Raw genomic sequence first — 25,716 nt, forward strand, 5'->3', positions numbered from 1 at the left:
GGCAGGCGACAAGCTTGACTAATCCCCCGGGTTGTAATAATACCGGGGCTGAGGTCACGCATTCCCGAGAGGAGCGTCTGCCCAAAAGAGGTCGACGATCCTCCGCGGTATCGGTACGGAAATTGCCTCTACACTGAAAGACGATAATAAACGAGTACCCCATGCTTGAAGTACAGCGCATCGATGCCATCGAAGTCGGCAATACCCTTGGCGAAAGCGTATTGTGGAACCATAAAGAGCAGAGCGTCTGGTGGACTGATATCCACGAATGCAAACTCTATCGGCTCACCTGGCCCGGTCGCGAGCTGGAAGTATTCGATACGCCCGAGCGTCTGTGCGCATTTGGCTTTACCGATCGCGAAGACTGTATTGTTGCCGCATTTGAAACCGGGTTTGCGCTGTTCGACTATCGTCGTGGCAAGATCCTGTGGCAGAAGACCCTGCTGGAAAAAAACAGTGGCGTGCGTTTCAATGATGGCAAGATTGACCGTCAGGGCCGTTTCTGGGCCGGTACCATGGCGGAAGACGGCCGCGAAGAGGCCGCCGGTATCCTCTACTGCCTGGAACCCAGCGGTGTGGTCAGCGAGCAGGAAAAGAATGTCCTGATCTCCAACGGCTGCTGCTGGGATGTGGATTCCAGTCACTTCTATTTTGCCGACTCTCCCCGACGCAGCATTTACCGTTACAAGTTCGATGCCCGCCGCGGCGATCTCGGCGAACGCGAGCTCTTCGCCCGCACCATGTTCGGAATCTATCCCGACGGTGCCACGGTAGATGCTGAGGGCAATCTGTGGTCCGCCCAGTGGCGCGGTGCCCGGATTCAGCGCTATACCCCGGATGGCAATCTCGCCGGCGCTGTACCGGTGCCCGTGAGTCAGCCAACCTGCGTCACCTTTGGCGGTCCGGATATGAACCTGATGTTTGTCACTACGGCAAAAGAGTCCCTGCACGAGTGGACCCTTGACAAGGAGTGGCAGGCGGGCAACCTGTTTGTATTCCAGACACCGTTCAAGGGGGTGATGGGGTTCCGTTTCAGTACCACCCAGTTGCTGGAGAAAGCCGAGGCGCTGGAGACGGCCTGAACATGGCTTGAAAGCAACCGCCTGGCTGATTGCCCGCGCCCGGCCCGGTGGCTGCTCCACTGGGCTGCACCCTCCTGCATAGCGCTTTTACGGCCACCAAAAATTCCGCTAAAGTAAATCCCGCTGTATACAGACAATCGCGGCCAGCGCCGCACGGATGCCCCTCGCTATAACGACAAACGCGCTAATAAGCCAGACAGATGGAATTGTCACAATCCCGGCCGACGCAAGGCGCTCCTCGCCCTGGCGGCCTCATTCAGCTCGCGGCACTCTTTACCTTTTTGGCCGCCAACCTCCTGGCGGCCGCTACTGCATCAGACTGCCCGAACTGGAAAGGCTCGCAGGCAAGTGAGGAAATCGCCAGCCTTAGTAGAAAGATCCAGCAATGGGACAATGCCTACTATCGCGAACACCGCTCTCTGGTGTCAGACCCCGTCTACGACAAAGCCCGAACAACCCTGAAGCATTGGAACCGCTGCTTTCCGGATCGGGCTCGGATCCCCACACCGCCGGCCGAGCAATCCAATTACACGATCGCGCATCCAGTCCCGCAAGCCGGCCTGCAAAAGCTCGGTACACCTGAAGCAGTAACCCGCTGGCTGAATCAACACAGTGACACATGGCTACAACCGAAGGTCGACGGCGTTGCTGTCACTCTGATCTACCATCGCGGCAAGCTGCACCAGATGATCAGCCGCGGCGACGGCCAGCGGGGCCAGGACTGGACACACCATGCGCGGCGCATCCGCGCCATCCATCAACAGATCCCCGATCAGCGCCACCAACTGGTCCTGCAAGGCGAAGTCTACTGGCGCCAGCAAAACCATATCCAGGCCGAGGGCGGTGACAATGCCCGCGGGCGTGCCAGTGGTGCCATGGCTTCCAACGCATTGACCGACGAGCAGGCCAGTTCCCTCGCTCTGTTCGTGTGGGACTGGCCCCGAGGCCCGGAAAAATTCTCCGAACGCCTGCACGCGCTCAAAGCGCTCGGTTACGACTCCACCGCTTACAGCCACCGCGTAAGCACTTTTGAGGAGGCCCGTCACTGGCGGCAGCACTTCTATCGCCAGCCCCAACCCTTTGCCACCGATGGCATCGTATTGAAGCAGGGCCGCCGCCCATCAGCAGAAAGCTGGAAAGCTGAACCACCCCACTGGGCCGCCGCCTGGAAACACCCGGCCATCACGGCGATGGCCACCGTGGTCGACGTGGAATTCCCGGTTGGGCGCACCGGGAAAATAGTGCCCGTGGTTAAACTGGAGCCCACCTTACTGGACGACCGGGAGATCCGCCGCGTCAGCAGTGGCGCTTTCGGGCGCTGGCAATCCCTGGATATCCGACCTGGAGACCAGCTGCGTATCAAGCTCGCCGGACAGACGATCCCGCATATTGTCGATGTGGTACTGCCCGCGGTGGAACGAGTGGCGCTGCCAGTGCCGGACCCGGATGACTATGGCCCTGATACCTGTTGGCGGCCGGAGCCCGGGTGTGAGGAACAGTTTCTGGCGCGGGTTGAATGGATGGGGGAGAAGTTGGCGCTTCGCGGTATGGGGGAAGCGCGGTGGCGCGCGCTATTCGAGGCCGGTTTGTTGCCAGATCTCCTGGCCTGGACCGCGTTGACCCGTGCAGAGCTGATGGCGGTACCGGGCATCGGTGAGAAAAGGGCGGAGAAGTTATTCGCCAGCTTCCGGCAGGCACAGGAGCAGGGCTTCAAACGCTGGATGTACGCCCTGGGGATGCCGTCGATCAACCTGCTACCCGAAGAAAGTTGGCACGGCGCTACCTATGCGACTTTTTCGGCGCGTGAAGAGGGGAGCTGGGAAGCGCTTGCCGGTATTGGCGCTGTGCGCGCGAAGGAACTCTCGGCTTTCCTGGGTGACGAGGAAGTACTGGTTCTACGCAGAAGGTTGCGGACGCTCGAAGTGGCGGGGTTTTAGGGGGACTCGGCAGTGTGTAGGTTCAAGCTTGCGCACGTCCTGTCCACCGCCGGCATGGTGTTGTAGCTGGGGGTTAGTTCGTGTCTTTTAATGCCGCGAACATTTTCATATACGCGCCGGCCAGATCTGCGACTTCTGCCTTGCTGTGGCCGGGCTTATACAGGTCTCCGCCGATTCCGAAACCATCTACCCCAGCGCGGGAAAAAATGTCCATATTTTCCAAGCTGATACCGCCTACCGCCAGCAGCTGGACGTGGCCTGGCAGTACGGTTTTCAGGTTTTTGACGTAGTCCGCCCCCAGGCTGGCAGCGGGATAAAGCTTCAGGAATGTGGCGCCGGCGGAGATTGCGGCGAACGCCTCGGTGGGGGTAAAAAAGCCCGGCATGGATATCATGTCGTACTTCAGGCTGCTTCTGATCACTTGGGGATCGCAGTTGGGGGAGACGACCAATCGCGCACCCACCGAGGCCAGTTCTTCCACCTGTTCTGCACTGGTTACGGTACCGGCACCGCAGCAGGCGCGGTCACCGAAGTGATCCACCAGCCGTGCGATGCTCTCCAGGGGATTCGGGGAATTAAGCGGCACCTCGATATAGCGAAACCCCGCCCGGTAGACGGATTCGGCTATCGGAATGATTTCGTCCGGCGTAACGCCGCGCAGTATCGCCACCATGGGTGGGTAGGTGGCAGCTGTTCTCTGTTCAGTCATGTTTATTGCTCTGCAGGTAGAGTTGTCGCAGGCCTTTTACCGCCAGCGCGGCACCGTCGTACTGGTGGCTCTGGATATCCTGTTGGGCCAGGCCGCGGCAGTAGAGATCCGTGATGTGCTGGTCGCCGATCAGGTGCACTGTGGTGAAGTTCCCGGCTTCGCTCTTCAGCGTTCCTGACAGCGCACGAATCTCGCTGCCGATCAGCAGGCCGGAAAGGTAGGCGGCAGAATGTTGCGGCGAGAGCCGCTGATCCAGCACCCGGGTGCGGGTGGAGAAAAGATCGAAGCTCAGGCTTTCGCCCTTCGCCGCAAGCCCGGATGCAAAGGCTTTATCGGAGAATGTTTGCTCGCCCTGCACCAAAACACTGTGTTTGCGCAGCAGTGCATACAGCTCACCGGTCATAGCGGTGCGGAAACCCTGTACGCGCCCCTGTTTGATTTCGACCCATTTGGCATGGGTGCCCGGCAGGCACAGCCAGCTGGACTGGCGCTCTTTCTCGCTGGCCTGTGCCAGCCAGCCGACGATCTGCGTCTCCTCGCCGCGCATCACTTCCAGCTCGCGGTTGTTATTGTCCGGGTTGCGCGCGCTCAAGCCCGGAACGATTGAGGCATTGAGTTCACAGCCGTCCAGCGGAGCGAGGGCATTCGCCAGTTGTTGCGGGTCTGCGGGGCAGGTGTGATAGGGCACGTCCTGCAGGCCAATGGTGGAGCCGGCCATGCCGCAGATGATCACCGGCAGTGCCTGCAGATCCTCCGGTAGCGCCGCTATCTGCTCGAGTAAATAGGGTAGCAATTGTTGTTGTGAGATCTGCGCGATGCCGCGGTCTGAGTGGAGCTGCTGCCGCTCTTCGCCCGCGTCATTGATCACAGTGAGACGAAAGCTGCTGGTACCCCAGTCCAGCGCCAGCAGGCCGCGGCCTAGCTCAGACGCTGTCGCCATCAATGGGACTCCCGGGAAACTTCATCGCCGGATCCGCCTACCAGGAAGTCCAGATCCGCTCCGCGATCGGCCTGCAGCACGGTATCCACATAGAGCTTGGCGTAACCGCGCTGGTAGGGAGATTCCGGTCTGTCGGCCTGCCATTCCTGCAGCCTGGATTGCAGTTCCTGGTGGGAAATTTTCAGGTTGAGGCTGCGCGCTTCGCCATCGAATTCAATCAGATCGCCACTGCGTACCACCGCCAGGGGGCCGCCGGCCTGGGCTTCTGGTGCCACGTGCAGGATCACGGAGCCGAATGCGGTGCCGCTCATGCGCGCATCGGAAATACGCAGCATATCTTTGACGCCTTTTTCCAGCAGCTTTTTCGGCAGTGCCATATTGCCCACTTCAGGCATGCCCGGATAACCCTTGGGGCCGCAGCCCTTCAGTACCATGATGCAGTTTTCGTCGATATCCAGATCCGGCGCATCCTTGCGCGCGTGATAGTCCTCGATGGATTCGAACACCACCGCGCGCCCGGTGTGCTTGAGCAGCTCTGGTGTCGCCGCGTTGGGTTTGATGATGGCGCCCTGGGGACAGAGATTGCCGCGCAATACCCAGATGCCGGAGCTCTCCCGTACCGGGTTGTCCAGGTCGCGGATTACTTCGTCGTTGTAGCACTCCGCGGGCTCGATCTGCTCACCCAGGGTTTTCCCGCTCACGGTGGCGGCGTTCAGGTCCAGGTGGGAGGCAATCTTTTTCATCACCGCCGGCAGGCCACCGGCGTAGTGATAGTCCTCCATCAGGAAGCGGCCGGAAGGCATCAGGTTGGCGATCAGCGGCAGGTCGCGGCTGTAGCGGTCGAAGTCTTCCAGTTGCAGGTCGATTTCAAGGCGCCCGGCCAGGGCCAGCAGGTGCATCACGGAATTGGTAGAGCCGCCCACGGCAGCGTTGACCTTGATCGCGTTGATCAGGGACGCCTTGGTGACGATATCCTTGAGGCGGATATCCTCTTCCACCAGGCGCACGATCTCGCGACCGCTCATATGCGCCATTACCTGACGGCGGGCGTCTACGGCGGGTATCGAGCCGTTGTAGGGCAGGCACAGGCCCATGGCCTCGGTCAGGTTGGACACCGTGGAGGCGGTGCCCATGGTCATGCACACACCGCGGGAGCGGGACATGGCGCCCTCCGCGGCAATAAAGTCCTCCTGGCTCATCTCCCCGGCGCGCACCGCCTCGGAAAACTTCCATACATCGGTGCCGGAACCGATATCGCGACCGCGAAACTTGCCGTTCAGCATTGCGCCGGAGGAGACCACGATGGTGGGCAGGTTGACGCTGGCCGCGCCCATCAGTTGTCCCGGGGTGGTCTTGTCACAGCCACCCAGCAGCACCACGCCGTCGATGGGGTTGCCGCGGATGGATTCTTCCACGTCCATCGCCAGCAGGTTGCGGAACAGCATGGCGGTGGGGCGCATCTGGGTCTCCCCCAGGCTGGTGACCGGAAACTCCAGCGGCACACCGCCGGCTTCCCAGATACCGCGCTTGACGTACTCCGCCAGTTCCCGCAGCCCGGAGTTGCAGGGGGTGATTTCGGACCAGGTGTTGCACAGGCCGATAATGGGACGGCCGTCAAAACAGTGATCGGGGTAACCCTGGGCTTTCATCCAGGAACGGTGAATGAAGCCGTCCTTGTCCTGCTTGCCATAACTCAACTGGCTGCGACGCGGGGTTTTCTTGGGAGGATCACTTTTCTTCATGAGTTTGGCTCTACTGCGACGGGACTTTCCCGCGACATTTTTTGCTTAGTGTTTTTATATGATAAATATGTGCTTTATGTGTGGCAAGCGCGCAGATCTTTTGGCTGGCTGGTGGGTGCGGGCCGGTCGAATATCGGGAGGGCTGGTAGCAAGGGCCAAGTCGCCGTTGCTTTCCCGGCTGGTTGCCACCGGGGCTGTACAGGTCTTATTGATATATATTATAAATGTTACCAATCTCGGGGCCGAATCTCCGGTATCTTGAGCGCATACCATTTCAGCCCAACGCAATAACAAGAGAGAAACGGCATGGCCCAGAATCCGCAGCAATCCGACGACTTTGATAGGGTTTTCGCCAGTGGCGAACTGGAAAAGATTACCCGTTATCCCGACCTGGAGGGGAAAAGGGTTTTTATTACCGGCGGTGGCTCCGGGATCGGCGCCTACTTGACTGCGGCATTTTCGCTGCAGGGGGCGCAGGTGTCCTTCGTGTCCCTGCGTGAAGCGCCTGCGCAGAAACTATGCGATCAGGTGGCGCAACACACTGGCCTTCGCCCTCATTTCAGTGCCTGCGATATTCGCGACCTGAGCGCGCTGGAAGCGGTGATAGCGGAGTCAGTGGATGCCATGGGCGGTCTGGATGTACTGGTCAATAATGCCGCGCGGGATACCCGGCACGACATTGACAGTCTCACCCCCGAGCAGTGGGACGATTCCCTGAACACCAACCTGCGCCCGCAGTTTTTCGCCATGCAGTGGGCGGCGCGGGCGATGGAAAAGGCTGGCTCCGGCAGTATTGTCAACCTGGGGTCCAATTCCGCCAATCTGGCGCTTACCGGTTATCCCGCCTACGTGACCGCAAAAACCGCTATTGTCGGGCTCACGCGGGCGGCGGCCCGTGAACTCGGTGAAAAAGGCATTCGCGTCAATGCCCTGATCCCCGGTTGGGTCATGACCGAGCGCCAGAAGCGCCTGTGGGTAACCGAAGAGGCGCTGGCCGAATGTCTGCAGGAACAGAGCCTGAAGTTCGCCATTCAGGGCGAAGACCTGGTGGAGTCAGCACTGTTTCTGGCCTCCCGCGCATCGCGCGCAATTACCGGCCAGCAGTTGATCGTCGATGGTGGGCGGGTATGACCCCACTGGGCTTTAAACGGTTGCTGACGCTGAGTGTCGCTCGGCATGGGTGGAGCCAATGGGCCTCAGAGATTTCTTGTTGACGATAAAAAAGCCCGGCGACGAGCGGACTCGCGCCGGGCAAAGAGGGTGATCGAATCTGTTTTGACGACGGGCAGTGGAGTTTCTGTTGTCAGCCGTTTTCGGGCTCACCGGTAGCGCGCATCAGGCGCACACCGTAAATACCGCCCGCCACAGAATCTTTACCGGCGACGAACTTCAGTTCGATAACCCCGTTATCCGCCTGCTTGAGCACGGTAGCCGGTACCGGATAGTCCACGCTGTAGAAGTCATCGCCGCGATTTCCTTCCAGTTTTACCTGTGCAATTTCTACGTTGTTGGCAAGAATCCGGAAATGACGTCCGTTATCCTGTCCGTAATAGGTGATACGCAGTGTCTCGGCTTCTTTGTTCGGGTCTTTCAGCTGATAGCTGAACCAGTCGCTGCTGTGGCGCCAGTGGCGGCCGCGATGGACACCCGCCTCGGTGGCGGCGCCGGCAAAGAAGTGATCCGCTTCCGGCTGCTGTTCACCCGGCGCCACCTTGTCGATGGTCTGTTGGGCCAGTGCCAGCCGCGCGCGGTCTTCCTCTTCTTTGATGCGCTGCTTTTTCGCCAGTTCCTGCGGGGTGCTGTAGGGCCAGTAGATGGTGTAACGGGCTTCGTGCAGGCGGAAGAAGGGGATCAGCTGTAAATTGTTGTTGCCGTTGCCGGTCTTTAGCGAGGCCGGTGTAGACAGCGCCAGTTTTTCGCCGGGCAGACGTTGGATCTGTTCGACAAATCCGAGGTCTTCGCTGACAAACATGGGCATCTGTTCCTGCGGACACATGGGGCCGCTGGCGATATGTCCCATACGGCTGTCATCGGCAAAATAGTCCAGGTGTTCGTTGGCGAACGGCTGGGTTTTTGCCGCCAGTACTACCGGGCCGTAGGTCAGTGCAAAGTAATCCGAGCCGTCTGGCAGCTGTTCGGTTTCCGTGTGCATGGGAAGCTGCACATCCACGCGGTCGCCGTCTTTCCAGTGGCGATCGATGGTGATGTAGCTGCCGGGATGCGCGTTGACTACCACTGCCTTACCGTTTATCGCGACTTCGATCTCGCCTGCAGTGACCCAGGCCGGGTAGCGCAGTTTCAGGGTGAACTTGCTGTTGCCTGTCACTGTCAGTGTAGTGTTCTCCGCATCGGGAATCTGGTTTTCCTGATGCAACTGGATGCCTTTTTCTTCCCAGTCCAGTGTGGAGGGAATAAACAGGTTTACGAACAGCTCGTCGCCACGGTGGGCGTAGATCATCTCGCCGTACTTGCTGTGGTTTTCGATCCCGGAACCTACACAACACCACATGGCATCTTCCGGTTTGGAATACATGCGATAGTGGCTTGGGCGCATGGGCGTGAAATAGACGAGTCCGCCGGTATCCGGGTTCTGTGACGACAGGATATGGTTGTACAGCGCGCGCTCGTAGTAACGCATATAGCGCGCGTCCGGCTCGCTCAGATACAGCAGCCGGGTGAGTTTCAGCATATTGTAGGTATTGCAGGTTTCCGGGCCTTCCACGTCTTCGATCATGGAGGAGAAGTCGTCGGTATCGTGGAAGTGCTCGCGCACACTGTTGCCACCGATGGCCACGGTACGGTTTTCCACTACCTCGTTCCAGAAATACTCCGCAGCGTCTTGCCACTGGTCATCGTGGGTCAGGTCGCCGACGCGTTTGTAGCCGATCACTTTGGGGATCTGGGTGTTGGCATGCAGGCCGGTGAGTTTATCCTGGCGTTGCTCCAGCGGGTTGAGAATCTCGCGGTGCGACAATTGCCTGGCGATGTCGAGATATTTCTCTTCGCCGGTAATCTCGGCCACGTCGGCGTAGACTTCGTTAAGGCCGCCATGTTCGCTTTTCAGGATCTGCTGTACCTGCTCGTCAGACAGTTTACCGATCACGGCGGCGCCCCAGTCGGACAGGGCGATGAGCATATCGAGTGCCTGCTGGCTGTCCGCGTAGATATACGCATCGCGTAGGCCGGCGTAGATCTTGTGAATGTTGTAGAGCGGGACCCATTTGTCGTTGAGGGTAAACAGGTCCGCGCGGATGTCGCCTTCTACCAGTTCGTTCCACATGGCCTTGCCGCCGGGCACGCCACTCAGGTAGCCATCGCCGCTTTTGTCCTGGGCCCGTTTGAGTTCGTCGAGCATGTAGTCCAGGCGCTGTTTGGCTTCGTCGTTGCCGGTGGCGGCCCAGGCGAGACTGAGTGCGGTGAGGTAGTGCCCGCCGATATGTCCGTCCAGGCCGCTGTTTTCCCAGTTGCCGTAGTTTTCCGCTTTGGGTTCCAGGCCGGCTTCTTTTAAATAGGGTGCCAACAGCCGGTCGGGATCCATCGCCAGGATGTACTCGATGTTGGTGTCCTGGGCGTGTTTGAAGGGGCTTTCCAGCAGGCGAACATCGGAGAGCGGGAAGGTCTCCATGGTTGCCGGTTCTTTGCTTGTGCAACCTGCCAGGGCGATTGAGCTGAGAGTCAGGCTCAGGAGTAGTTTCTTCATCGCTGTCTCGTTGGTTTAGATTTTTTATCGTAGTTTTGTGGTTTGGGGACTTCGTAGATCACTTGGTGGCGGCACTACAGCTGGTAAGGGGTTGCCAGACACGAGCTAGGCGCCCCCCCTCAACCCATCCATGGGGGCTCTTCTAAAACGTCCCTGTTTTAGAAGGTCTGGCAACCCCTTACCAGCTGCAGCGCCTTCAATTCATATTTCAATACTCCGTAGCGATTACGGCTAACGAAGTAAACATGCTCAAATCGAAGGCCGAGTGCTGGGTGGAAGTTTTTGAAAGCGTCGGCGACAGGGACGTCGCCGCCGCAGCGTACAGGGATGTATACACAGCGGTTTCAAAAACTTCCACCCAGTGCTTGGCCGCCACTGAGCGAGAGTAAAGCGTACCCGGAGTTTTCCGGATCTACTTAACTTTGTACGCCTTGAAAGAATCCAATTGCGCAGGATCCACCACAGGCCAGAGATCGTCGTCCCACTCGATATCCATGATCTTCAGCTTCTGCAGCCCCTTGTCCGCAGACTCATAGGCATGCAGCACCAGATAGTCCTTGCCATCAAAGGTGTAAGCGCTGTTATGTCCAAGCCCCGGCCACGCCTTGTTGCCGGAAATCAGCGGCGTACCGCCGCCATTGGCCAGGTCCACACCGTCTTTATCCATATAAGGTCCGGTCACAGACTGGGAGCGCCCCACCGCCAACCGGTAAGTACTGTCATCTCCCTTGCAGCAAAGCCCACGGGAAATAAACAGATAGTAATAACCGTTCTTGCGGAAAATAAACGGTGCCTCAATCTCTTCCGGGCCCGGTTCATTGACCGGGTGAAACTGGGGCCGCTCGCCACGGGCGATCGTGTGCCACTCCTGAGGCTCCGCCAGGCGGGTCAGTGAATCATCCAGCTTCACCAGCTTCAGCCCTTCCCAGAAAGAACCAAAACTCATCCACGGCGTGCCGTCTTCACCAAAAATGATTGCCGGATCAATCGCATTCCAGTGATCCCGGTGCGGGACCGACTGCACCACGATACCCTGATCCTCCCAACCGTAATCCGGAGAATCCGGATTCAGCGTGTCAGAGACCGTCACACCGATCGCCGAGGTATTCTTACCGAATGCTGAAACGGAGTAGTAGAGATAGAAACGACCATCGTGCTCAATGATGTCCGGCGCCCACAGATGGCCACCAAAACCCGGAGAGACATTTTTTGCCCAGGTCGGCTCAGATTCAAAACCGCGACCGGAGAACTGCCAGTGGTGCAGGTCGTCTGAACGGTAGATAGTGATACCGGGGCCGGTGCTGAACAGATAATAGGTATCATCTTCCTTCGCCATCACCGGATCGTGGACGTCGATCTGACGCTTGGTGCCGGCATCGCTGTCGGCACAGGCGGCGAGGGGCAGGGCGAGACAGGCCGCGGCAAGCGCCACCGGCCGCCGCAGAGCTGCGGGGAGTCGGAACATATCAGCTTCTCTTTATCGCTATTGTGAGTCTCTCATCCAGACAAACCTGTCAGGTGCCTCTTCTGGCCTTGGAGACAGGGTTGTTAGGTTATTAGTAGTATAATAATATTGAATGCAGCGCAGCAACCGCCCCTGACCACCGGCCTTTCAGTCGGGGGAAGCCGACGAAGAACTGCGATAGAAGATAAGACTACAACGATAACGAAAAAGTTAGAGAAGCGATGACCTACCGACACCTGTTTGCCGGGGCTTTCATATACGCCTGTACCTGGATAAGTGCCTGTGCCGTGGATGAGCCGGCGGCTCGTGATGCCAGTGGTGCCTGTGATGAAGGTCACGATGCGGCAAAAGCAGTAACTTCCCCTTCACCGCTGGTTCCGCGCAGGGCGGACCCCTGGGTCCTGCGACAGGGCGGTTTCTACTATTTCATTGCCACCGTGCCGGAATATGACCGCATTGAGCTGCGCCGTTCCACTACGGTTGCCGGCCTTGCCGACGCGGATGCTGAGGTGATCTGGCGTAAGCACGCCACAGGTCCCATGAGTGCACATATCTGGGCGCCGGAGCTGCACTATATCGACGGTGCCTGGATCGTCTATTTCGCAGCTGGGGAAAAAGAGGATCCATGGAAAATCCGCATGTACGCCCTGCGCAACGCCTCTGCCAACCCGCTGGAGGGCGAGTGGCAGGAGGCGGGGCGTATTGCCACGCCGGTAGACAGCTTCTCTCTCGATGCCACCAGTTTTACCCATAAAGGTAAGCGCTATCTGGTCTGGGCACAGTACGAAACCGAGAATGACCTGGGCTCCCAGTTGCTGATGGCGGAGCAGGTATCAGCTACTGAAATCCGCGAGCCGGTCATCACCCTTACTACCCCGACCTATGACTGGGAGATCCAGGGACACAAGGTCAACGAAGGCCCGGCCGTGCTGAAGAAAAATGGACGGGTGTTTATCAGCTACTCCGCCAGCGCCACCGATGCAAACTATGCAATGGGTTTGCTGTGGGCCGATACCGATGCGGACCTCATGGATCCTGCCAACTGGAACAAGGCACCGGAGCCCGTGTTCCATACCAATCCGGAATTGAAGCGCTTTGGTCCTGGCCACAACAGTTTCACCCTGGCCGAGGATGGCGAGACCGATCTGCTGGTGTACCACGCTCGGGATTACCGGGATATCGACGGGAATCCTTTGTCGGATGGCAACCGTGCCACTCGGGTGCGCGAGCTGCACTGGGACGAAAACGGCATGCCGGATTTTCGTCAGGCGGCCCCGGACTGATTCAGCGTATAGAAATAAGACATGAAAGTAGAAGCGAGTACGAGTATGAAAAATAAAGTGCTTACAGCGATGGCAGCAGTGGGTTTTACCGCTGCCGCTGCGACTACGCAGGCTGCCAACCCGGCGATCACTGAAGTGCTGACCGCCGACCCGGCGGCCATGGTGTACGACGACACTGTCTACCTGTATACCGGCCACGATGAAGCCAAAGACAACAAAAGCTTCTACGAAATGCACAAGTGGCTGGTGTTTTCCTCCACCGATATGGTGAACTGGAAAAACGAAGGCTCGCCGCTGGCTGCAAAAGATTTCGACTGGGCCAAGGGCAGCGCCTGGGCCAGTCACGTAGTGGAAAAGGACGGAAAGTTCTATTTCTATACCACCGTACGCCACGATGACACCAAGCCCGGCTTTGCCATCGGTGTTGCAGTATCCGACAGCCCCACCGGCCCGTTCAAAGATGCACTGGGCAAGGCGCTGATCAGCAACGACATGACCACCGATACCGATATCGACTGGGACGACCTGGACCCGGCGGCGTTTATCGATGACGACGGTCAGGCGTACCTGTTTTGGGGTAACACCAAACCCCGCTGGGCCAGGCTGAAAGACAACATGATCGAGCTGGACGGCCCCATCCACAAGCTGGACCTGCCGGACTTTACCGAAGCACTGTATGCCCACAAGCACGGTGATTATTACTACCTGACTTACGCTATGGGCTTTCCGGAAAAAATCGGTTACGCCATGAGCAAGTCCATCGAGGGCCCTTGGGAATACAAAGGCATCCTCAACGAGTTGGCCGGTAACTCCAATACCAACCACCAGTCCATCATCGACTACAAAGGTCGCTCCTTTTTCATCTACCACACCGGCGGCACGCCGAAGGGCGGCAGCTACCGCCGCTCTGTGGCTATCGACGATCTGTATTACAACGAAGACGGCACCATCAAGCGCGTGGTGATGACATCTGAAGGTGTCGATCCTGTCGAGTAACTCGACAACCAAGAAACTTCGAGTAGTGAATGAAGACTGGTAACACAATGATGAGAAAGACTGTCCCGACTTCAAAAAGTCTGTTCGCCGCCGTGGCAATGGCGACCCTGAGTGCCTGTCAGCCCTCTGTGGATGATGTTGCGAAGCGTGAGGAAACTGGCAAAGTAGCCACCGAGATGCCGGCAGTGGTCAAAGAGATCGCCGCCGCCGATACCCAGGCACCGGAAGGTATGTTCGCCAACCCGCTCTTTGCCAATGGCGCAGATCCGTGGCTGGAGTACTGGGATGGCAACTATTACCTGACCACCACTACCTGGACTTCCCAGCTGGTGATGCGCAAATCTCCCACCCTGGATGGTCTCGCCACTGCCGCACCGATCAATATCTGGTCGGATACCGATCCAGCCCGCTGCTGCAATTTCTGGGCATTTGAATTCCATCGCCTGGATGGCCCCAATGGCCCGCGCTGGTATCTGATGTATACCTCCGGCCAGCACGGTACCCTCGACCACCAGCACCTGTCGGTACTGGAAAGTGTTGGCGACGATCCCATGGGCCCTTATGTCTACAAGGGTTCGCCCATGCCCGACAGTTGGAACATCGACGGTTCCTATCTCGAGCACAACGGTGAGCTGTATCTGCTGTGGTCCGAGTGGGTGGGTGATGAGCAGCTGAACTGGATTTCCAAAATGACCAACCCCTGGTCTATTGAGGGGCCGCGGGTGGTGATTACCCGCCCGGAAGAAGAGTGGGAGAAGAGTGGCCGCAAGGTGAATGAGGGCGCGGAAATCCTGAAGAAAGACGGCCGCACTTTCATGATTTACTCCGCCAGCTATTGCGAAACGCCGGATTACAAGCTGGCGATGAAAGAACTCACCGGCGATGATCCGATGAACCCGGATCACTGGACCAAGTACCCGGAGCCCGTATTCCAGCGCGGCAATGGTGTTTTCGGCCCGGGCCACAATGGTTTCTTCAAATCGCCAGATGGCACCGAAGACTGGATCGTGTACCACGGTAACTCCAAGGAGACCGATGGTTGCAGTGCAACCCGCTCGGTGCGTGCGCAGAAATTTACCTGGAACGACGACGGTACGCCGAATTTTGGCGTTCCGGTACCGGAAGGCGAATTCCAGAAGCTGCCCTCCGGTGAAAACGGCCCGTTGACCACTCGGGTACAGGGCGCCAAGTGGGTACTGAACAATGCCGCCAGTGGCCAGTGCCTGACTGGCCGTGGACTGGGCGCCTGCGACAGTGATGGCAGCCAGTGGGTGCTGGACAATACTGCCGACGGCGCCTTCCGCCTGGTCAACGCCGCCAGTGGCAACTTCCTCAATGCGAGCCGTGAGCTGGCTCCCTGGACCAATACTGAGGCCGAGCGCTGGACCCTGAACCAGAATGAAAACGGCTGGGTACAGCTGGTGAACCGCGATACTGGTAAACCGCTGACCGCGAGCGACTGCAGTGGTGAAGGCTGTGAACAGTGGTCCCTGAAGCCGGCGGAAGAGGTGGCGATTGCCAGTGTGCAGAGTGGCCGTGTACTGCAGGCGTCCGGTTGCGCCGAGGGCGGCGATATCAGTCAGGGAGCCTGGAAGGGACAGTCCTGCCAGCGCTGGAGCATCCAACCGGTGGATGAGGGTTTTGTCCAGATCCAGACCGGCGATCAGTGCATGACCATTGCGGATAACGCAGTGGTACCCGGCGCGTCTGCGATTCTCGGAAGCTGTGAGGGTACCAGCAGCCAGTGGCTTCTGCAGCCGCTGGCGGATGGCAGCCTGCAGATCCAGAACCGCGAGAGTGCGCACAACCTGGATCTGGCCCATTGTGGTCTGGCCGAGGGCAACACCTTTGCCCAGGCACCGGCAGCGGACAACGACTGTCAGAAATTCCAGCTGCGGGAGGTGCCTGCGCGGGGCTGAGTGAGGCCTCCGAACGATCACGCCTGGTGGCGGTACCGCTACCGGGGGCAGCCTTGCTAGACACGCCGTGAACCCATCCATGGGGGCTCTTCTAAAACATCCCTGTTTTAGAAGGTCTAGCAAGGCTGCCCCCGGTATCGGTACCTGCACATCATAGTTCCGAGTATTGCTTAAGGTTTCTGCTACTCGGATTGTAGTTTGTGAGTGTGTGTACCGATTTTTATCGGGCTTGGGTGGCTGAAGTGATGTAGGCCACCCCTTTTTATATCTTAAACGTCACATACAAAAATAATGGAGAGAAAACATGAAACTGAAAGTGTTAAACCTGAAGCAGACACTTGCCATCCTGGCAAGCAGTGTCGCGATCTCGGCATTTGCAGCCGACGATATTCCTCAGATCACCATCGACGCTACCAAACCCGGGCCCACGATCGACCGTGATATATACGGGCAGTTCGCCGAGCACCTGGGCCGTGGTATCTACGAGGGTATCTGGGTTGGGAAAGACTCGGAAATTGAGAATATCAACGGCTTTCGCACCGATGTGATCGAAGCGTTGCGCGATATCAATGTGCCGCTGGTACGCTGGCCCGGTGGCTGTTTTGCGGATGAGTACCGCTGGCGCGATGGCATTGGCCCACGGGATGAGCGCCCGGTGCGAGTGAATACCCACTGGGGTGGTGTAGAGGAAGATAATGCCTTCGGCACCCATGAATTTTTTGAGCTGGTAGAACTGCTTGGCGCCGATGCCTACGTGAACGGTAATCTGGGCACGGGCAATCCGCGTGAGATGGCCGAGTGGCTGGAATATATGACCGGCACCAGCACATCCGCAGTAGTGGAAGAGCGCCGCAAGAATGGGCGCGATGAACCCTGGGAAGTGGCCTATTTTGGTATCGGCAACGAGGCCTGGGGTTGCGGTGGGCATATGCGTCCGGCGTACTATGCAGACCTGTACAACCATTTCGCCACCTTCCTGAAAACGCCCCGTGGCAGTGAGCCCAAGTTCGTCGCCAGTGGTGGTCACACCACGGACACCTCCTGGACCGATACCCTGAGTAAAAATATCCAACGCCAGATGGCCGGGATCAGCTTCCACTTCTATACCCTGCCCACCGGTGAATGGGACGACAAGGGTGAGTCCATCGGGTTTGCAGAAGAGGAATGGTTCGCCACCCTGTGGCAGACCCTGCGTATGGACGAGTTTATCCGCCTGAACAAAAAGGTGCTGGACAAGAACGACCCGGAGAAAAAGCTGGGCTTCTATGTGGATGAGTGGGGCACCTGGTACAACCCGGAAGAAGGGCGCGAACCCGGCTTCCTGTACCAGCAGAATACCCTGCGGGACGCGGTGGTAGCAGCGCTGAACTTCAATGTGTTCCACCAGCATGCGGATCGGGTGCGCATGACAAATATTGCGCAGATGGTCAACGTATTGCAGGCGATGATCCTGACGGAAGAGGACGAGATGGTCCTCACACCTACCTATTACGTGTATGACCTGTATCAGGTATTCCAGGATGCGACTTCGCTACCGGTGGAAGTGACCAATCCGGCCAGCTATCGCATGGGGGAAAAAACCCTACCCGGTATCAGTGTTTCCGCCGCGCGCGGCAAAGACGGCCAGCTGTATCTGTCGCTGGTCAACCTGAATCCGCAGCGGGCGCAGCAGGTATCCGTCGATGTGCAGGGCGGTGAATACCGCAGTGCACAGGGGCGGGTGCTGACGGCCGAGGCGATGGATGCGCGCAATACCTTTGACCGCGAGCCTGAGGTGGAGCCGGCCCAGTATCGGGCGGAAGGGGAGCCCGGTGAGCTGAAACTGGAGCTGCCGCCGAAGTCCGTAATCGTGGTCGCATTGGGCGCGTAAGCGGGCAGGCGATCAAATGGCAACTGGCGGATGCGCAATGCATCCGCCAGTTGGGGGCCTGCTATAGGGCTGTGGTACTATTTCTCGAGCCTGATAATCAGGTGCAGCGGAGCCAGGAGGTGCGGCGCTGCTGCCGGTGATTCCATTTCACATGGCCGGGTTTTAGGGATGAGACTGAGCACCGCCCTCTATTGTATTCTGCTGTGTTCTCTGTGGCTCGCTGCAGGGGCGCGAGCGGACGCCGTCGTCGTTTCGCCCGCTCAACCGACTACGGAACTCACTGCCAGCCTGCTACTGTTTGAAGACATCAACGCAGCGCTGCCTGTCGATCTCCCCGATCCCACTGTCGTTGCCGAGAAGCTCCAGCCCTGGCGTAAGAACGCTGCCAATTTTGGCTTCAGCGACGCAGCCTACTGGGTTTCCTTTACCCTGAGTAACCCCACCGATACGGATATACCTCTGGTCATCCGCCAGGATTACCCACTGATCGATCATCTCGACTTCTGGTGGCCGGGCGCTAACGGGCAATGGCAGCATGTTCGCACCGGTGATCACGAGCCTTTTGGTAGTCGCCCGCTGGCACTGCGGGATTTTGTTTTTCCGGTCATATTGCCGGCCAACAGCAGTCACACCTATTACCTGCGCTACGCTTCTGGTGGCAGTGTCAATATCGGGTTGTCATTTAGTAGCCAGGAGGCGTACCTGCCGCGTCTTGGGGTGGAACAGCTGTTGTACGGTATTTACTATGGCGGCTTTCTGGTGTTGGTGATTTACAACCTGTTCCTGTTTCTGGCGCTGCGGGATCCCGCTTACGCTTACTACATGGGGTACAGCATCAGTTACGGGCTCTACTTTGCGGTTATCAACGGGTTTGCATTTCAGTTTGCATGGCCGAATTTCCCCTGGTTTGGCAATCAGATTCTGCTGATCGTGCTGGGGCTGTCCCTCATATTCGCCACCCAGTTTGCTCGCCTGATCTGCAATGCGAAAACTCTTGCGCCCGGGGTAGACAGGTTTTGCGGCGTGTTGATGCGCTGCATGATTCCGCTCACCCTGCTTTCACCGCTGCTGGATTATTCGATAATGACAGCAGTATTCTCGGCCATTGCGATGATTGTGGTGCTTTCCTCACTCGCTGTAGGTGCCGTGGGCGCCTGGCGAGGTTCTGTTTCCGCGCGCTACTTTATGATCGCGTGGATCACTTTGATGTGCACCGTGGTCATCTATATTTTCAAAACCTTCGGCCTGCTGCCACACAACAGTTTTACCCACAGCGCATTTCAGGTCGGCGCATTGATAGAGATGGTACTGCTCTCCCTGGCGCTCGGTGCCCGCGTCAATGAAATCCAGAAACGCTCTTATATTGATGATCTCTCGGGCTTGCACAATCGGCGTTTCTTCGACGAGCACCTGCAGAGGGAGTTTCGTTTGTCCGAGCGCAACGGCACACCGCTGTCGCTGTTGGTGCTGGACCTCGACCACTTCAAGGCAATCAATGATCGCTATGGTCACCGTCAGGGGGACCTGACCATCCGCGGTATTGGGCAGCTCATCATGCACGAGGTGCGCAAGCCGGTGGTAGCCTGTCGATATGGTGGGGAAGAGTTTGCGGTGTTGCTGCCGCGTACAGACCAGGATGCGGCGCAACGCGTGGCCGAGCATCTGTTGCGGCGGGTAGCCGAGTTGGATCTTGGCAATCTTTCGGTCACAGTCAGTATCGGTGTCGCCAGCTACAAGGACGGGAACTATGGTGCGGGAATTCAGCTGTTCGAGGCTGCCGATGCGGCCCTGTATCGTGCCAAACAGACCGGCAGAAACAAAGTCGTTGTAGAAAGTGTCCAGCAACTGGATATGGCGCCTGTGTGACTGAACTCTGATAAGCTGCGGGACTGATTCGCCTTTTTCCACTTGGCTTCTACCCGCCTGATGAATCGCAGCTTTTTACTATGTTTAAAATTTCTTTACCTGCTTTCTCGCTTCGCAGCGTGCTTTCTACTGCCATTTTTCTGCTCTCTTCGTTTTTCTTTTCGAATGCTATAAGCGCTCAACCTTTTTCGATAACGGGAAATCTATTCGATGCCTCTGATGCTGCAACCCTGGGATTGTCGCCGGCAGCCGATACAGAAACTGCAACGGTATTTCGTGCAGTACCGGAGATCAGCCAGTACAACCACGGCGCCGTGTTGTTTTCGTTCAAAGACAAACTGTATGCACAGTGGCAGAGCTCGGTTCGGGATGAAGATGCCGCGGATACCCGCGTGTTGTATGCCACCAGTAAAGACGGGTTGATCTGGAGCGCACCGCAGGTATTGGCACCGGCGAGAGACGACGCCGTGGTTACCAGCGGAGGTTGGTGGGTACACGCGGGTAAGCTGTATGCATTCATCAATGTCTGGCCGCAGACCGTGCAGCCCCGAGGCGGTCACGTGGAAGTTCTGGCCAGCCAGGATGGAAACGAGTGGAGTGTGCCCCGGGTCCCGCGCTTTGCTTCCGGTGAGCCGCTGGACGGTGTCATCGAACAGGACTTTCATCAATATGGCGATGGCCGCATTCTTACGGCTCTGCACCGTCAGCCCGGGCTCCTGACGACCCCACTGTATACCGATGATCCCACAGGACTGGGTGGTTGGCGTACAGGCAACTTCAAAAACCTTTCCGTAAAAAAGCATGTGAGCCGCGAAATTGAACCCAGTAACTTTCAGCGCAAAGACGGCGCTCTGGTGATGGTGTTCCGCGATCAGCAAAGCAGTTTTCGCGTACTGGCATCGGTAAGTGAGGACAAAGGAAAAAACTGGACCCGGCCACAGGCAACCAATATGCCGGATTCCCGCGCCAAGCAGAGCGCCGCTAACCTGCCGGATGGCACCGCGTATCTGGTCAATAACCCCAGTGGTTCGAAAACCCGTGAGCCACTGGTGGTCAGCCTGAGCCGCGACGGCAAACTTTTTGATCGCGCCTTTTTACTGCGGGCAGGTGGCCCTCAGGTGGAAGGGCCGCGATATGCAGGCCTGTACAAGCGCAAGGGGTTCAGTTATCCGAAATCTTATGTCTGGAAAGACTGCCTTTACGTCGCCTATGCCGAGAACAAGGAAGATATTCGGGTGACGCGGGTGCCGCTCACAAGCCTGGTGACAGACTGATGGCGAACAAAATGCCGACACGATCAACCCCCGTATTGTGCTGGCCTATCGGTTTGATATGATTTTTTTATCATTAGATGCTGTTATATAAAGTTCCACTATTAGATTCATAACAACGTCTAATTTCCCCCGTGATTGCCCCTGCCTATAGGATTCTCTTGTCCGATTGATGAGACTATAAGGAACGCAATTACATGCTCAAGAAAGCCCTTCCCCTGGCGGTGGCTTTGGCAACCGCCATCTCCGTAAACGTAAACGCCGCGCCGTCTGAGGCGATGTCCAACCGGGACTGGTGGCCAAACCAGATTGACCTGCAACCGCTGCGTATGAACGCAGAAAAATCCAACCCCATGGGTGAAGACTTCGATTATGCCGAAGCCTTCGAAAGCCTGGACCTGGACGCGGTCAAAAAAGATATCGAGGAAGTCCTCACCACGTCCCAGGACTGGTGGCCGGCGGACTATGGTCACTACGGCCCATTTTTTATCCGTATGGCCTGGCACAGCGCCGGTACCTACCGTGTTTACGACGGCCGCGGCGGCGCCGGTGGCGGTCAGCAGCGCTTTGAACCACTGAACAGCTGGCCGGACAACGTGAGCCTGGATAAGGCCCGTCGCCTGCTATGGCCGATCAAACAGAAGTACGGCAATAAAATCTCCTGGGCCGACCTGATGGTACTGGCCGGTAATGTCTCCCTGGAATCCATGGGCTTCGAAACCTTCGGTTATGCCGGTGGCCGCGAAGACGACTGGGAAGCGGACGTGGTGTACTGGGGTTCCGAGCGCGAATGGCTGGGTCAGGACAAGCGTTACGACGGTGAAAAACTCGAGAAGCCGCTGGCCGCCTCCCACATGGGCCTGATTTACGTAAATCCGGAAGGCCCCGGAGGCAAGCCGGATCCGAAAGCCGCCGCTGATCGCATCCGTCAGACCTTCAGCCGTATGGCCATGAATACCGAAGAAACCGTAGCCCTGATCGCCGGTGGTCACACCTTCGGTAAAGCCCACGGTGCCCACAAAGCCGACAAGTGTCTGGAAGAAGCACCGGCCGGCGCCGCGCTGGAAGAGCAGGGCTTCGGCTGGAAAAACAACTGTGGTAAAGGGCACTCCGAAGACACCATCACCAGTGGTCTCGAAGGCGCCTGGTCCGCCAATCCCATTGCGTGGTCTTCCCAGTTTCTGGACAATCTGTTCGGCTTTGATTGGGTGAAAACCAAGAGCCCCGGTGGTCACACCCAGTGGGAGCCGGAAAATGCCGAGCAGGCCAAGTTTGTTCCGGATGCGCACATTGAAGGCAAACGCCACGCGCCAATGATGTTCACCACCGACCTGTCGCTGAAAGAAGATCCGGAAATGCGCAAGATTTCCGAGCGCTTCCACAAGAACCCGGACGAATTCCAGAAAGCCTTCGCAAAAGCCTGGTTCAAACTGACTCACCGCGATCTGGGCCCGCGCGCGCGCTATCTGGGTGACGAGGTACCGGAAGAGGAACTGATCTGGCAGGACCCGATTCCAGCAGTGGATTACAAGCTGATCGATGACCGCGACATCAAGGCCCTGAAAGCAGAAGTACTCGACAGCGGCTTGAGTACACAGGAACTGGTGCGTACTGCGTGGGCATCAGCGTCTTCCTTCCGTATTACCGACATGCGCGGCGGCGCCAATGGTGCCCGTATTCGCCTCGCCCCCCAGAGCGAATGGGCGGTAAACGATCCGCAAGAACTCGATAAAGTGCTGGGCCGTCTGGAGAAAATCCAGCAGGACTTCAACCGCCAGGCCAAGGGCGGTAAGCAGGTCTCCATGGCGGACCTGATTGTCCTCGGCGGTGCGGCAGCCATCGAGCAGGCCGCGGACAGGGCGGGCTACGACATCACCGTGCCGTTCACGCCGGGCCGCAACGATGCCACTCAGGAGCAGACCGATGTGCAGTCTTTCTCCTTCATGGAACGCAAGGCAGACGGCTTCCGTAACTACTACACCAAGGACGCGCACCTGGCGCCGGTGGATGCACTGATCGACAGTGCCAACCTGCTGGACCTGAGCGTACCGGAAATGACCGTGCTGATTGGCGGTATGCGCACCATTGGTGCCAACCACGACAATGTGAAGCACGGCGTATTTACCGACAAGCCCGGAGCGCTCAGCAATGACTTCTTTGTCAATCTGCTGGACATGGGTACCAAGTGGAACAAGTCCGCGAAAGAAAGCGGTCTCTACGAGGGGCGCGATCGCCAGAGCGGAGAGCTGAAATGGACCGCCACCCCGGTGGACCTGATCTTCGGTTCCAACTCCGAGCTGCGCGCTGTTGCCGAACTCTACGCGACCAACGACAACGACGAGAAGTTTGTAAATGACTTTGTCGATGCCTGGACCAAGGTGATGACGCTGGATCGTTTCGACCTGAAGTGATTCCACTTTTCACAGGACGATAAATAACCGCAACTCGGATGCGGTGAAATCGAGAAGGGCAGCCGCTATACCGGCTGCCCTTTTTCGTTTTTGCGCCGGCGCAGTCTGTGCGGCGGTTTACACGGGGGCTGATATTCGGAGACCAGGCACTGTAATGGCGTGATTGGCTTTGGTCATTCCGATGACTGTTTTCGCGGTAGTTCGCAGTAAGATCGCGTAAATCGCCGTCATGAGAGGGACGTATTTGCCCCTCGTTTGCCGCGATTCAGTCGGATGCGGTCACCAGGTGTTTGTGCATAATGTCGATCAAATGTGCAAATGCTACCGGCTTTGTCAGGTAATCATCCATACCGGCATTGAGCGCGGCGCGCTGCTGGTCGTTGAAGGCCGCTGCCGATAGACCGATGATGGGGACCTTGCCGATGGTGGGCATCTGACGGATCTTCTTTGTTGCCTCAATGCCGCTCAGCCCCGGTAATTGTACATCCATGAAAATCATATCGGGTCTGACTTCGCAAACCTGTGCAATGCCCTGTTGGCCATCTGCAACGAAGGTCGCGTTTATATCGTGGTCATCACAAAATGCCTGCATCAGGATCTGGTTGAGGGGGTTGTCTTCAAAAACCAGTACCCTGGTACCGGCCAGCTTCGCCGCGGATACATGTTGTACTGCCGGTTGCACACGTTGGGCACACCCTTCTTTGAGCGGTAGCAGTACCTGGAAACAGGTACCGACACTGTCTTCACTTTCAAGGCTGATTTCCCCGCCCAGCAACTCCACCAGACTGCGGGTGATGGGGAGCCCCAGTCCCGTACCGCGGGATTGGCCGACAGTGGACTTATCCACCTGCTCAAACGGCTCGAAGATGATCGCCTGTTGCTCGACGGGTATACCGATGCCGCGGTCAATCACCTCTATGGATAACTTTTCCTCTCCGAGCTTTTGTAACCTGAGATCGATCGAGGCGCGCTCCGGGGAAAATTTGATGGCATTGCTGATCAGGTTGATCAGGATCTGCGACAGCTTGCCACGATCGGTGCAGATAATATCGGGTAGTTCCGAATCAATATCGCTGTTCAAAGTCAGTTGTCGCGTGCTCGCCTGCGGCTCGCATGAAACCAGAATGCGATTGATCAGCTCCGGTAAGTGGACGTCCTCCTCCATCACCTCAATCTTGCCGGCTTCGATACGGGAGATGTCCAGAACATCGTTGACCAGCTCCGCCAGCCCCTGGCCACTGATGGAAATCTTCTCCAGAAACTGTTGAAAGTCTGGTGGAAGCTTGGTGCCGCGGCTGCGATTCAGTAACACCTGGCTGAAGCCCACGATGGCATTGAGTGGCGTACGGATTTCGTGGCTCATATTGGTCAGGAAACGGGTTTTAGAGCGGCTGTAGAATTCCGCCGTTTCCTTGGCCTGTATCAGGTCGCGCTCCAGAGCCTTGCGCTCGGTGATATCCAGGATCACACCGATCAGTCCGCCGAGGCGGCCATCTTCCAGTACGTACGCGGCCTTGTTGAAAATGACATCATGGAGGCTTCCATCGGCGTAGACCACCTGGGATTCATAGACCTGGTGACCTCGCTGGCGCATCAGGGCGATGTCTTTTTCATGGTAAATCTGCGCCTGCGGCCCCGGTGATACCCCGTATACGGATCGGCCGATAATTTCCTCGCGGGATTTTCCCAGGAAAGCTTCGAATGCGCGGTTACAGCCGGTGTAAATACCGCCGACATCCTTGTAAAAAATAGGCGCGGGAATGGCGTCGACCAGGATTTGAAGAAACTGGAACTGATCGGAGAGCGCCTGCGCAGTGGCTTTGTGCTCACTCAGTTCGCGCTGGAACCGTTCGCTGAGCTTTTCCTGCTCCACCAGCATCGCCGCCAGCCGGTTGCTGAGCCTCCGCTGCCGGCGATACAGCAAATAGTAGGTGATTCCCACCAGTGTGGCGGCCAACAACATTCTTGCGGCCAAACCGGTTAGTTGAGACTCCTGTGCTATCCAGGTAGCGATCGCCCATTCGCAGGCGCCTAACAGGGCCAGCACCACAAGACAGCCTGGCAGAAAATAGCGATTTAGTGGCAACTGCGCTCCGTTTAAGCGGTCCATGGCAAGGTCTGTAGTGGCGTCGGTACCCCGTCACCCTAATCAAACTCACGGAACTCGGCAATCTTTCTGTTTCCCTGGGTTGTGGCACAGAACTCAACGCTTGACAACGTTCTGAAAAGTCATCTTTGTCGCCAATTTCATTGTTTGTATGCCAGGCTCGCCATCACTCGTATTCGGGAAATACGTATTTTTCCTTTTTCTTCCCTGAACAGACCTGTGATGCATGTGGCTTTTTGTGGGTGATCCTCGCGCCAATTGCCGTTTTTTTCGCGAATTTCTCGCGGACTTGTTGACACGGGAGTGACGTGAACTCATTTTGTTAGCGCTAACATGTTGGCTGTGTGAGAGGGCATTTCCCGCAAATGCGCAGCGGGACCTCTCCAAAAAAAATAATGATCCTCAACATGGAGACGCG

At 57.5% G+C, this 25,716-nt stretch carries 16 protein-coding genes; 10 read left to right on the forward strand and 6 right to left on the reverse strand.

The features are described from left to right. The first annotated feature begins 161 nt into the window (after positions 1-161). Both LPW13_RS00330 and ligB read left to right on the forward strand, forming a co-directional pair. Positions 162-1,082, forward strand: a complete 921-nt coding sequence (locus LPW13_RS00330) for an SMP-30/gluconolactonase/LRE family protein (RefSeq protein ID WP_230437464.1) — start codon at positions 162-164, stop codon at positions 1,080-1,082. Between the two features lie 281 nt (positions 1,083-1,363). Then, entirely contained in the window at positions 1,364-3,019 is a 1,656-nt protein-coding gene (gene ligB / locus LPW13_RS00335) for an NAD-dependent DNA ligase LigB (RefSeq protein WP_230437465.1), read from the forward strand. A 73-nt stretch (positions 3,020-3,092) separates the two neighbouring features. Here ligB and LPW13_RS00340 read toward each other — a convergent pair whose 3' ends face one another. From LPW13_RS00340 to LPW13_RS00350, 3 genes are read right to left on the reverse strand one after another with little or no spacing between them, the layout of a single operon-like run. Next, on the reverse strand, positions 3,093-3,728 hold the full coding sequence (locus tag LPW13_RS00340) for a 2-dehydro-3-deoxy-6-phosphogalactonate aldolase (RefSeq protein ID WP_230437466.1): 636 nt from the start codon (positions 3,726-3,728) through the stop codon (positions 3,093-3,095). Further along, positions 3,721-4,668 (reverse strand): 2-dehydro-3-deoxygalactonokinase, encoded by a 948-nt coding sequence (locus LPW13_RS00345; RefSeq protein WP_230437467.1) that lies wholly within the window; start codon positions 4,666-4,668, stop codon positions 3,721-3,723. The genes LPW13_RS00340 and LPW13_RS00345 overlap by 8 nt, the downstream gene beginning before the upstream one ends. Next, a complete protein-coding gene (locus LPW13_RS00350) occupies positions 4,668-6,410 on the reverse strand; it encodes an IlvD/Edd family dehydratase (protein ID WP_230437468.1) in 1,743 nt (580 codons plus the stop codon). The genes LPW13_RS00345 and LPW13_RS00350 overlap by 1 nt, the downstream gene beginning before the upstream one ends. A 306-nt stretch (positions 6,411-6,716) precedes the next feature. Between LPW13_RS00350 and LPW13_RS00355 the strand changes: the two genes are divergently transcribed. Next, positions 6,717-7,541, forward strand: a complete 825-nt coding sequence (locus tag LPW13_RS00355; RefSeq protein ID WP_230437469.1) for an SDR family NAD(P)-dependent oxidoreductase — start codon at positions 6,717-6,719, stop codon at positions 7,539-7,541. Positions 7,542-7,713: 172 nt separating this feature from the next. Here the strand turns inward: LPW13_RS00355 and LPW13_RS00360 are convergent, their stop codons facing one another. Both LPW13_RS00360 and LPW13_RS00365 read right to left on the reverse strand, forming a co-directional pair. Then, positions 7,714-10,110 (reverse strand): glycoside hydrolase family 127 protein, encoded by a 2,397-nt coding sequence (locus LPW13_RS00360; protein ID WP_230437470.1) that lies wholly within the window; start codon positions 10,108-10,110, stop codon positions 7,714-7,716. A 412-nt stretch (positions 10,111-10,522) separates the two neighbouring features. Continuing rightward, on the reverse strand, positions 10,523-11,575 hold the full coding sequence (locus tag LPW13_RS00365; protein ID WP_230437471.1) for an arabinan endo-1,5-alpha-L-arabinosidase: 1,053 nt from the start codon (positions 11,573-11,575) through the stop codon (positions 10,523-10,525). Between the two features lie 221 nt (positions 11,576-11,796). Here LPW13_RS00365 and LPW13_RS00370 point away from each other — a divergent pair, with 221 nt between their 5' ends. The 7 genes from LPW13_RS00370 to katG all read left to right on the forward strand — a co-directional run bounded on the left by LPW13_RS00370 (position 11,797) and on the right by katG (position 23,191). Beyond that, positions 11,797-12,858, forward strand: a complete 1,062-nt coding sequence (locus tag LPW13_RS00370; RefSeq protein ID WP_230437472.1) for a glycoside hydrolase family 43 protein — start codon at positions 11,797-11,799, stop codon at positions 12,856-12,858. 21 nt (positions 12,859-12,879) lie between these two features. Continuing rightward, the gene (locus tag LPW13_RS00375) at positions 12,880-13,854 is read left to right on the forward strand and encodes a glycoside hydrolase family 43 protein (protein WP_230437473.1); all 975 of its coding nucleotides are present in this window, start codon (positions 12,880-12,882) and stop codon (positions 13,852-13,854) included. 47 nt (positions 13,855-13,901) lie between these two features. After that, positions 13,902-15,773 (forward strand): family 43 glycosylhydrolase, encoded by a 1,872-nt coding sequence (locus LPW13_RS00380; RefSeq protein ID WP_230437474.1) that lies wholly within the window; start codon positions 13,902-13,904, stop codon positions 15,771-15,773. 304 nt (positions 15,774-16,077) lie between these two features. Beyond that, positions 16,078-17,643, forward strand: a complete 1,566-nt coding sequence (locus LPW13_RS00385; RefSeq protein ID WP_230437475.1) for an alpha-N-arabinofuranosidase — start codon at positions 16,078-16,080, stop codon at positions 17,641-17,643. A 168-nt stretch (positions 17,644-17,811) separates the two neighbouring features. Then, positions 17,812-19,509 (forward strand): diguanylate cyclase, encoded by a 1,698-nt coding sequence (locus LPW13_RS00390; protein WP_230437476.1) that lies wholly within the window; start codon positions 17,812-17,814, stop codon positions 19,507-19,509. A gap of 236 nt (positions 19,510-19,745) precedes the next feature. Then, the gene (locus tag LPW13_RS00395; RefSeq protein ID WP_230437477.1) at positions 19,746-20,783 is read left to right on the forward strand and encodes a sialidase family protein; all 1,038 of its coding nucleotides are present in this window, start codon (positions 19,746-19,748) and stop codon (positions 20,781-20,783) included. 194 nt (positions 20,784-20,977) lie between these two features. Continuing rightward, positions 20,978-23,191, forward strand: a complete 2,214-nt coding sequence (katG, locus tag LPW13_RS00400) for a catalase/peroxidase HPI (protein WP_230437478.1) — start codon at positions 20,978-20,980, stop codon at positions 23,189-23,191. A 265-nt stretch (positions 23,192-23,456) separates the two neighbouring features. Here the strand turns inward: katG and LPW13_RS00405 are convergent, their stop codons facing one another. Further along, positions 23,457-25,166, reverse strand: a complete 1,710-nt coding sequence (locus LPW13_RS00405) for an ATP-binding protein (protein ID WP_230437479.1) — start codon at positions 25,164-25,166, stop codon at positions 23,457-23,459. Between the last annotated feature and the right edge of the window lie 550 nt (positions 25,167-25,716).

The sequence above is a fragment of the Microbulbifer celer genome, from assembly GCF_020991125.1.
Taxonomy (GTDB): domain Bacteria; phylum Pseudomonadota; class Gammaproteobacteria; order Pseudomonadales; family Cellvibrionaceae; genus Microbulbifer; species Microbulbifer celer.

Coding starts and splice junctions, on each gene's coding strand:
- LPW13_RS00330 (WP_230437464.1), top strand. CDS start 162: ATGCTTGAAGTACAGCGCATCGATGCCATCGAAGTCGGCAATACCCTT.
- LPW13_RS00340 (WP_230437466.1), bottom strand. CDS start 3,728: ATGACTGAACAGAGAACAGCTGCCACCTACCCACCCATGGTGGCGATA.
- LPW13_RS00345 (WP_230437467.1), bottom strand. CDS start 4,668: ATGGCGACAGCGTCTGAGCTAGGCCGCGGCCTGCTGGCGCTGGACTGG.
- LPW13_RS00350 (WP_230437468.1), bottom strand. CDS start 6,410: ATGAAGAAAAGTGATCCTCCCAAGAAAACCCCGCGTCGCAGCCAGTTG.
- LPW13_RS00355 (WP_230437469.1), top strand. CDS start 6,717: ATGGCCCAGAATCCGCAGCAATCCGACGACTTTGATAGGGTTTTCGCC.
- LPW13_RS00360 (WP_230437470.1), bottom strand. CDS start 10,110: ATGAAGAAACTACTCCTGAGCCTGACTCTCAGCTCAATCGCCCTGGCA.
- LPW13_RS00365 (WP_230437471.1), bottom strand. CDS start 11,575: ATGTTCCGACTCCCCGCAGCTCTGCGGCGGCCGGTGGCGCTTGCCGCG.
- LPW13_RS00370 (WP_230437472.1), top strand. CDS start 11,797: ATGACCTACCGACACCTGTTTGCCGGGGCTTTCATATACGCCTGTACC.
- LPW13_RS00375 (WP_230437473.1), top strand. CDS start 12,880: ATGAAAGTAGAAGCGAGTACGAGTATGAAAAATAAAGTGCTTACAGCG.
- LPW13_RS00380 (WP_230437474.1), top strand. CDS start 13,902: ATGATGAGAAAGACTGTCCCGACTTCAAAAAGTCTGTTCGCCGCCGTG.
- LPW13_RS00385 (WP_230437475.1), top strand. CDS start 16,078: ATGAAACTGAAAGTGTTAAACCTGAAGCAGACACTTGCCATCCTGGCA.
- LPW13_RS00390 (WP_230437476.1), top strand. CDS start 17,812: ATGAGACTGAGCACCGCCCTCTATTGTATTCTGCTGTGTTCTCTGTGG.
- katG (WP_230437478.1), top strand. CDS start 20,978: ATGCTCAAGAAAGCCCTTCCCCTGGCGGTGGCTTTGGCAACCGCCATC.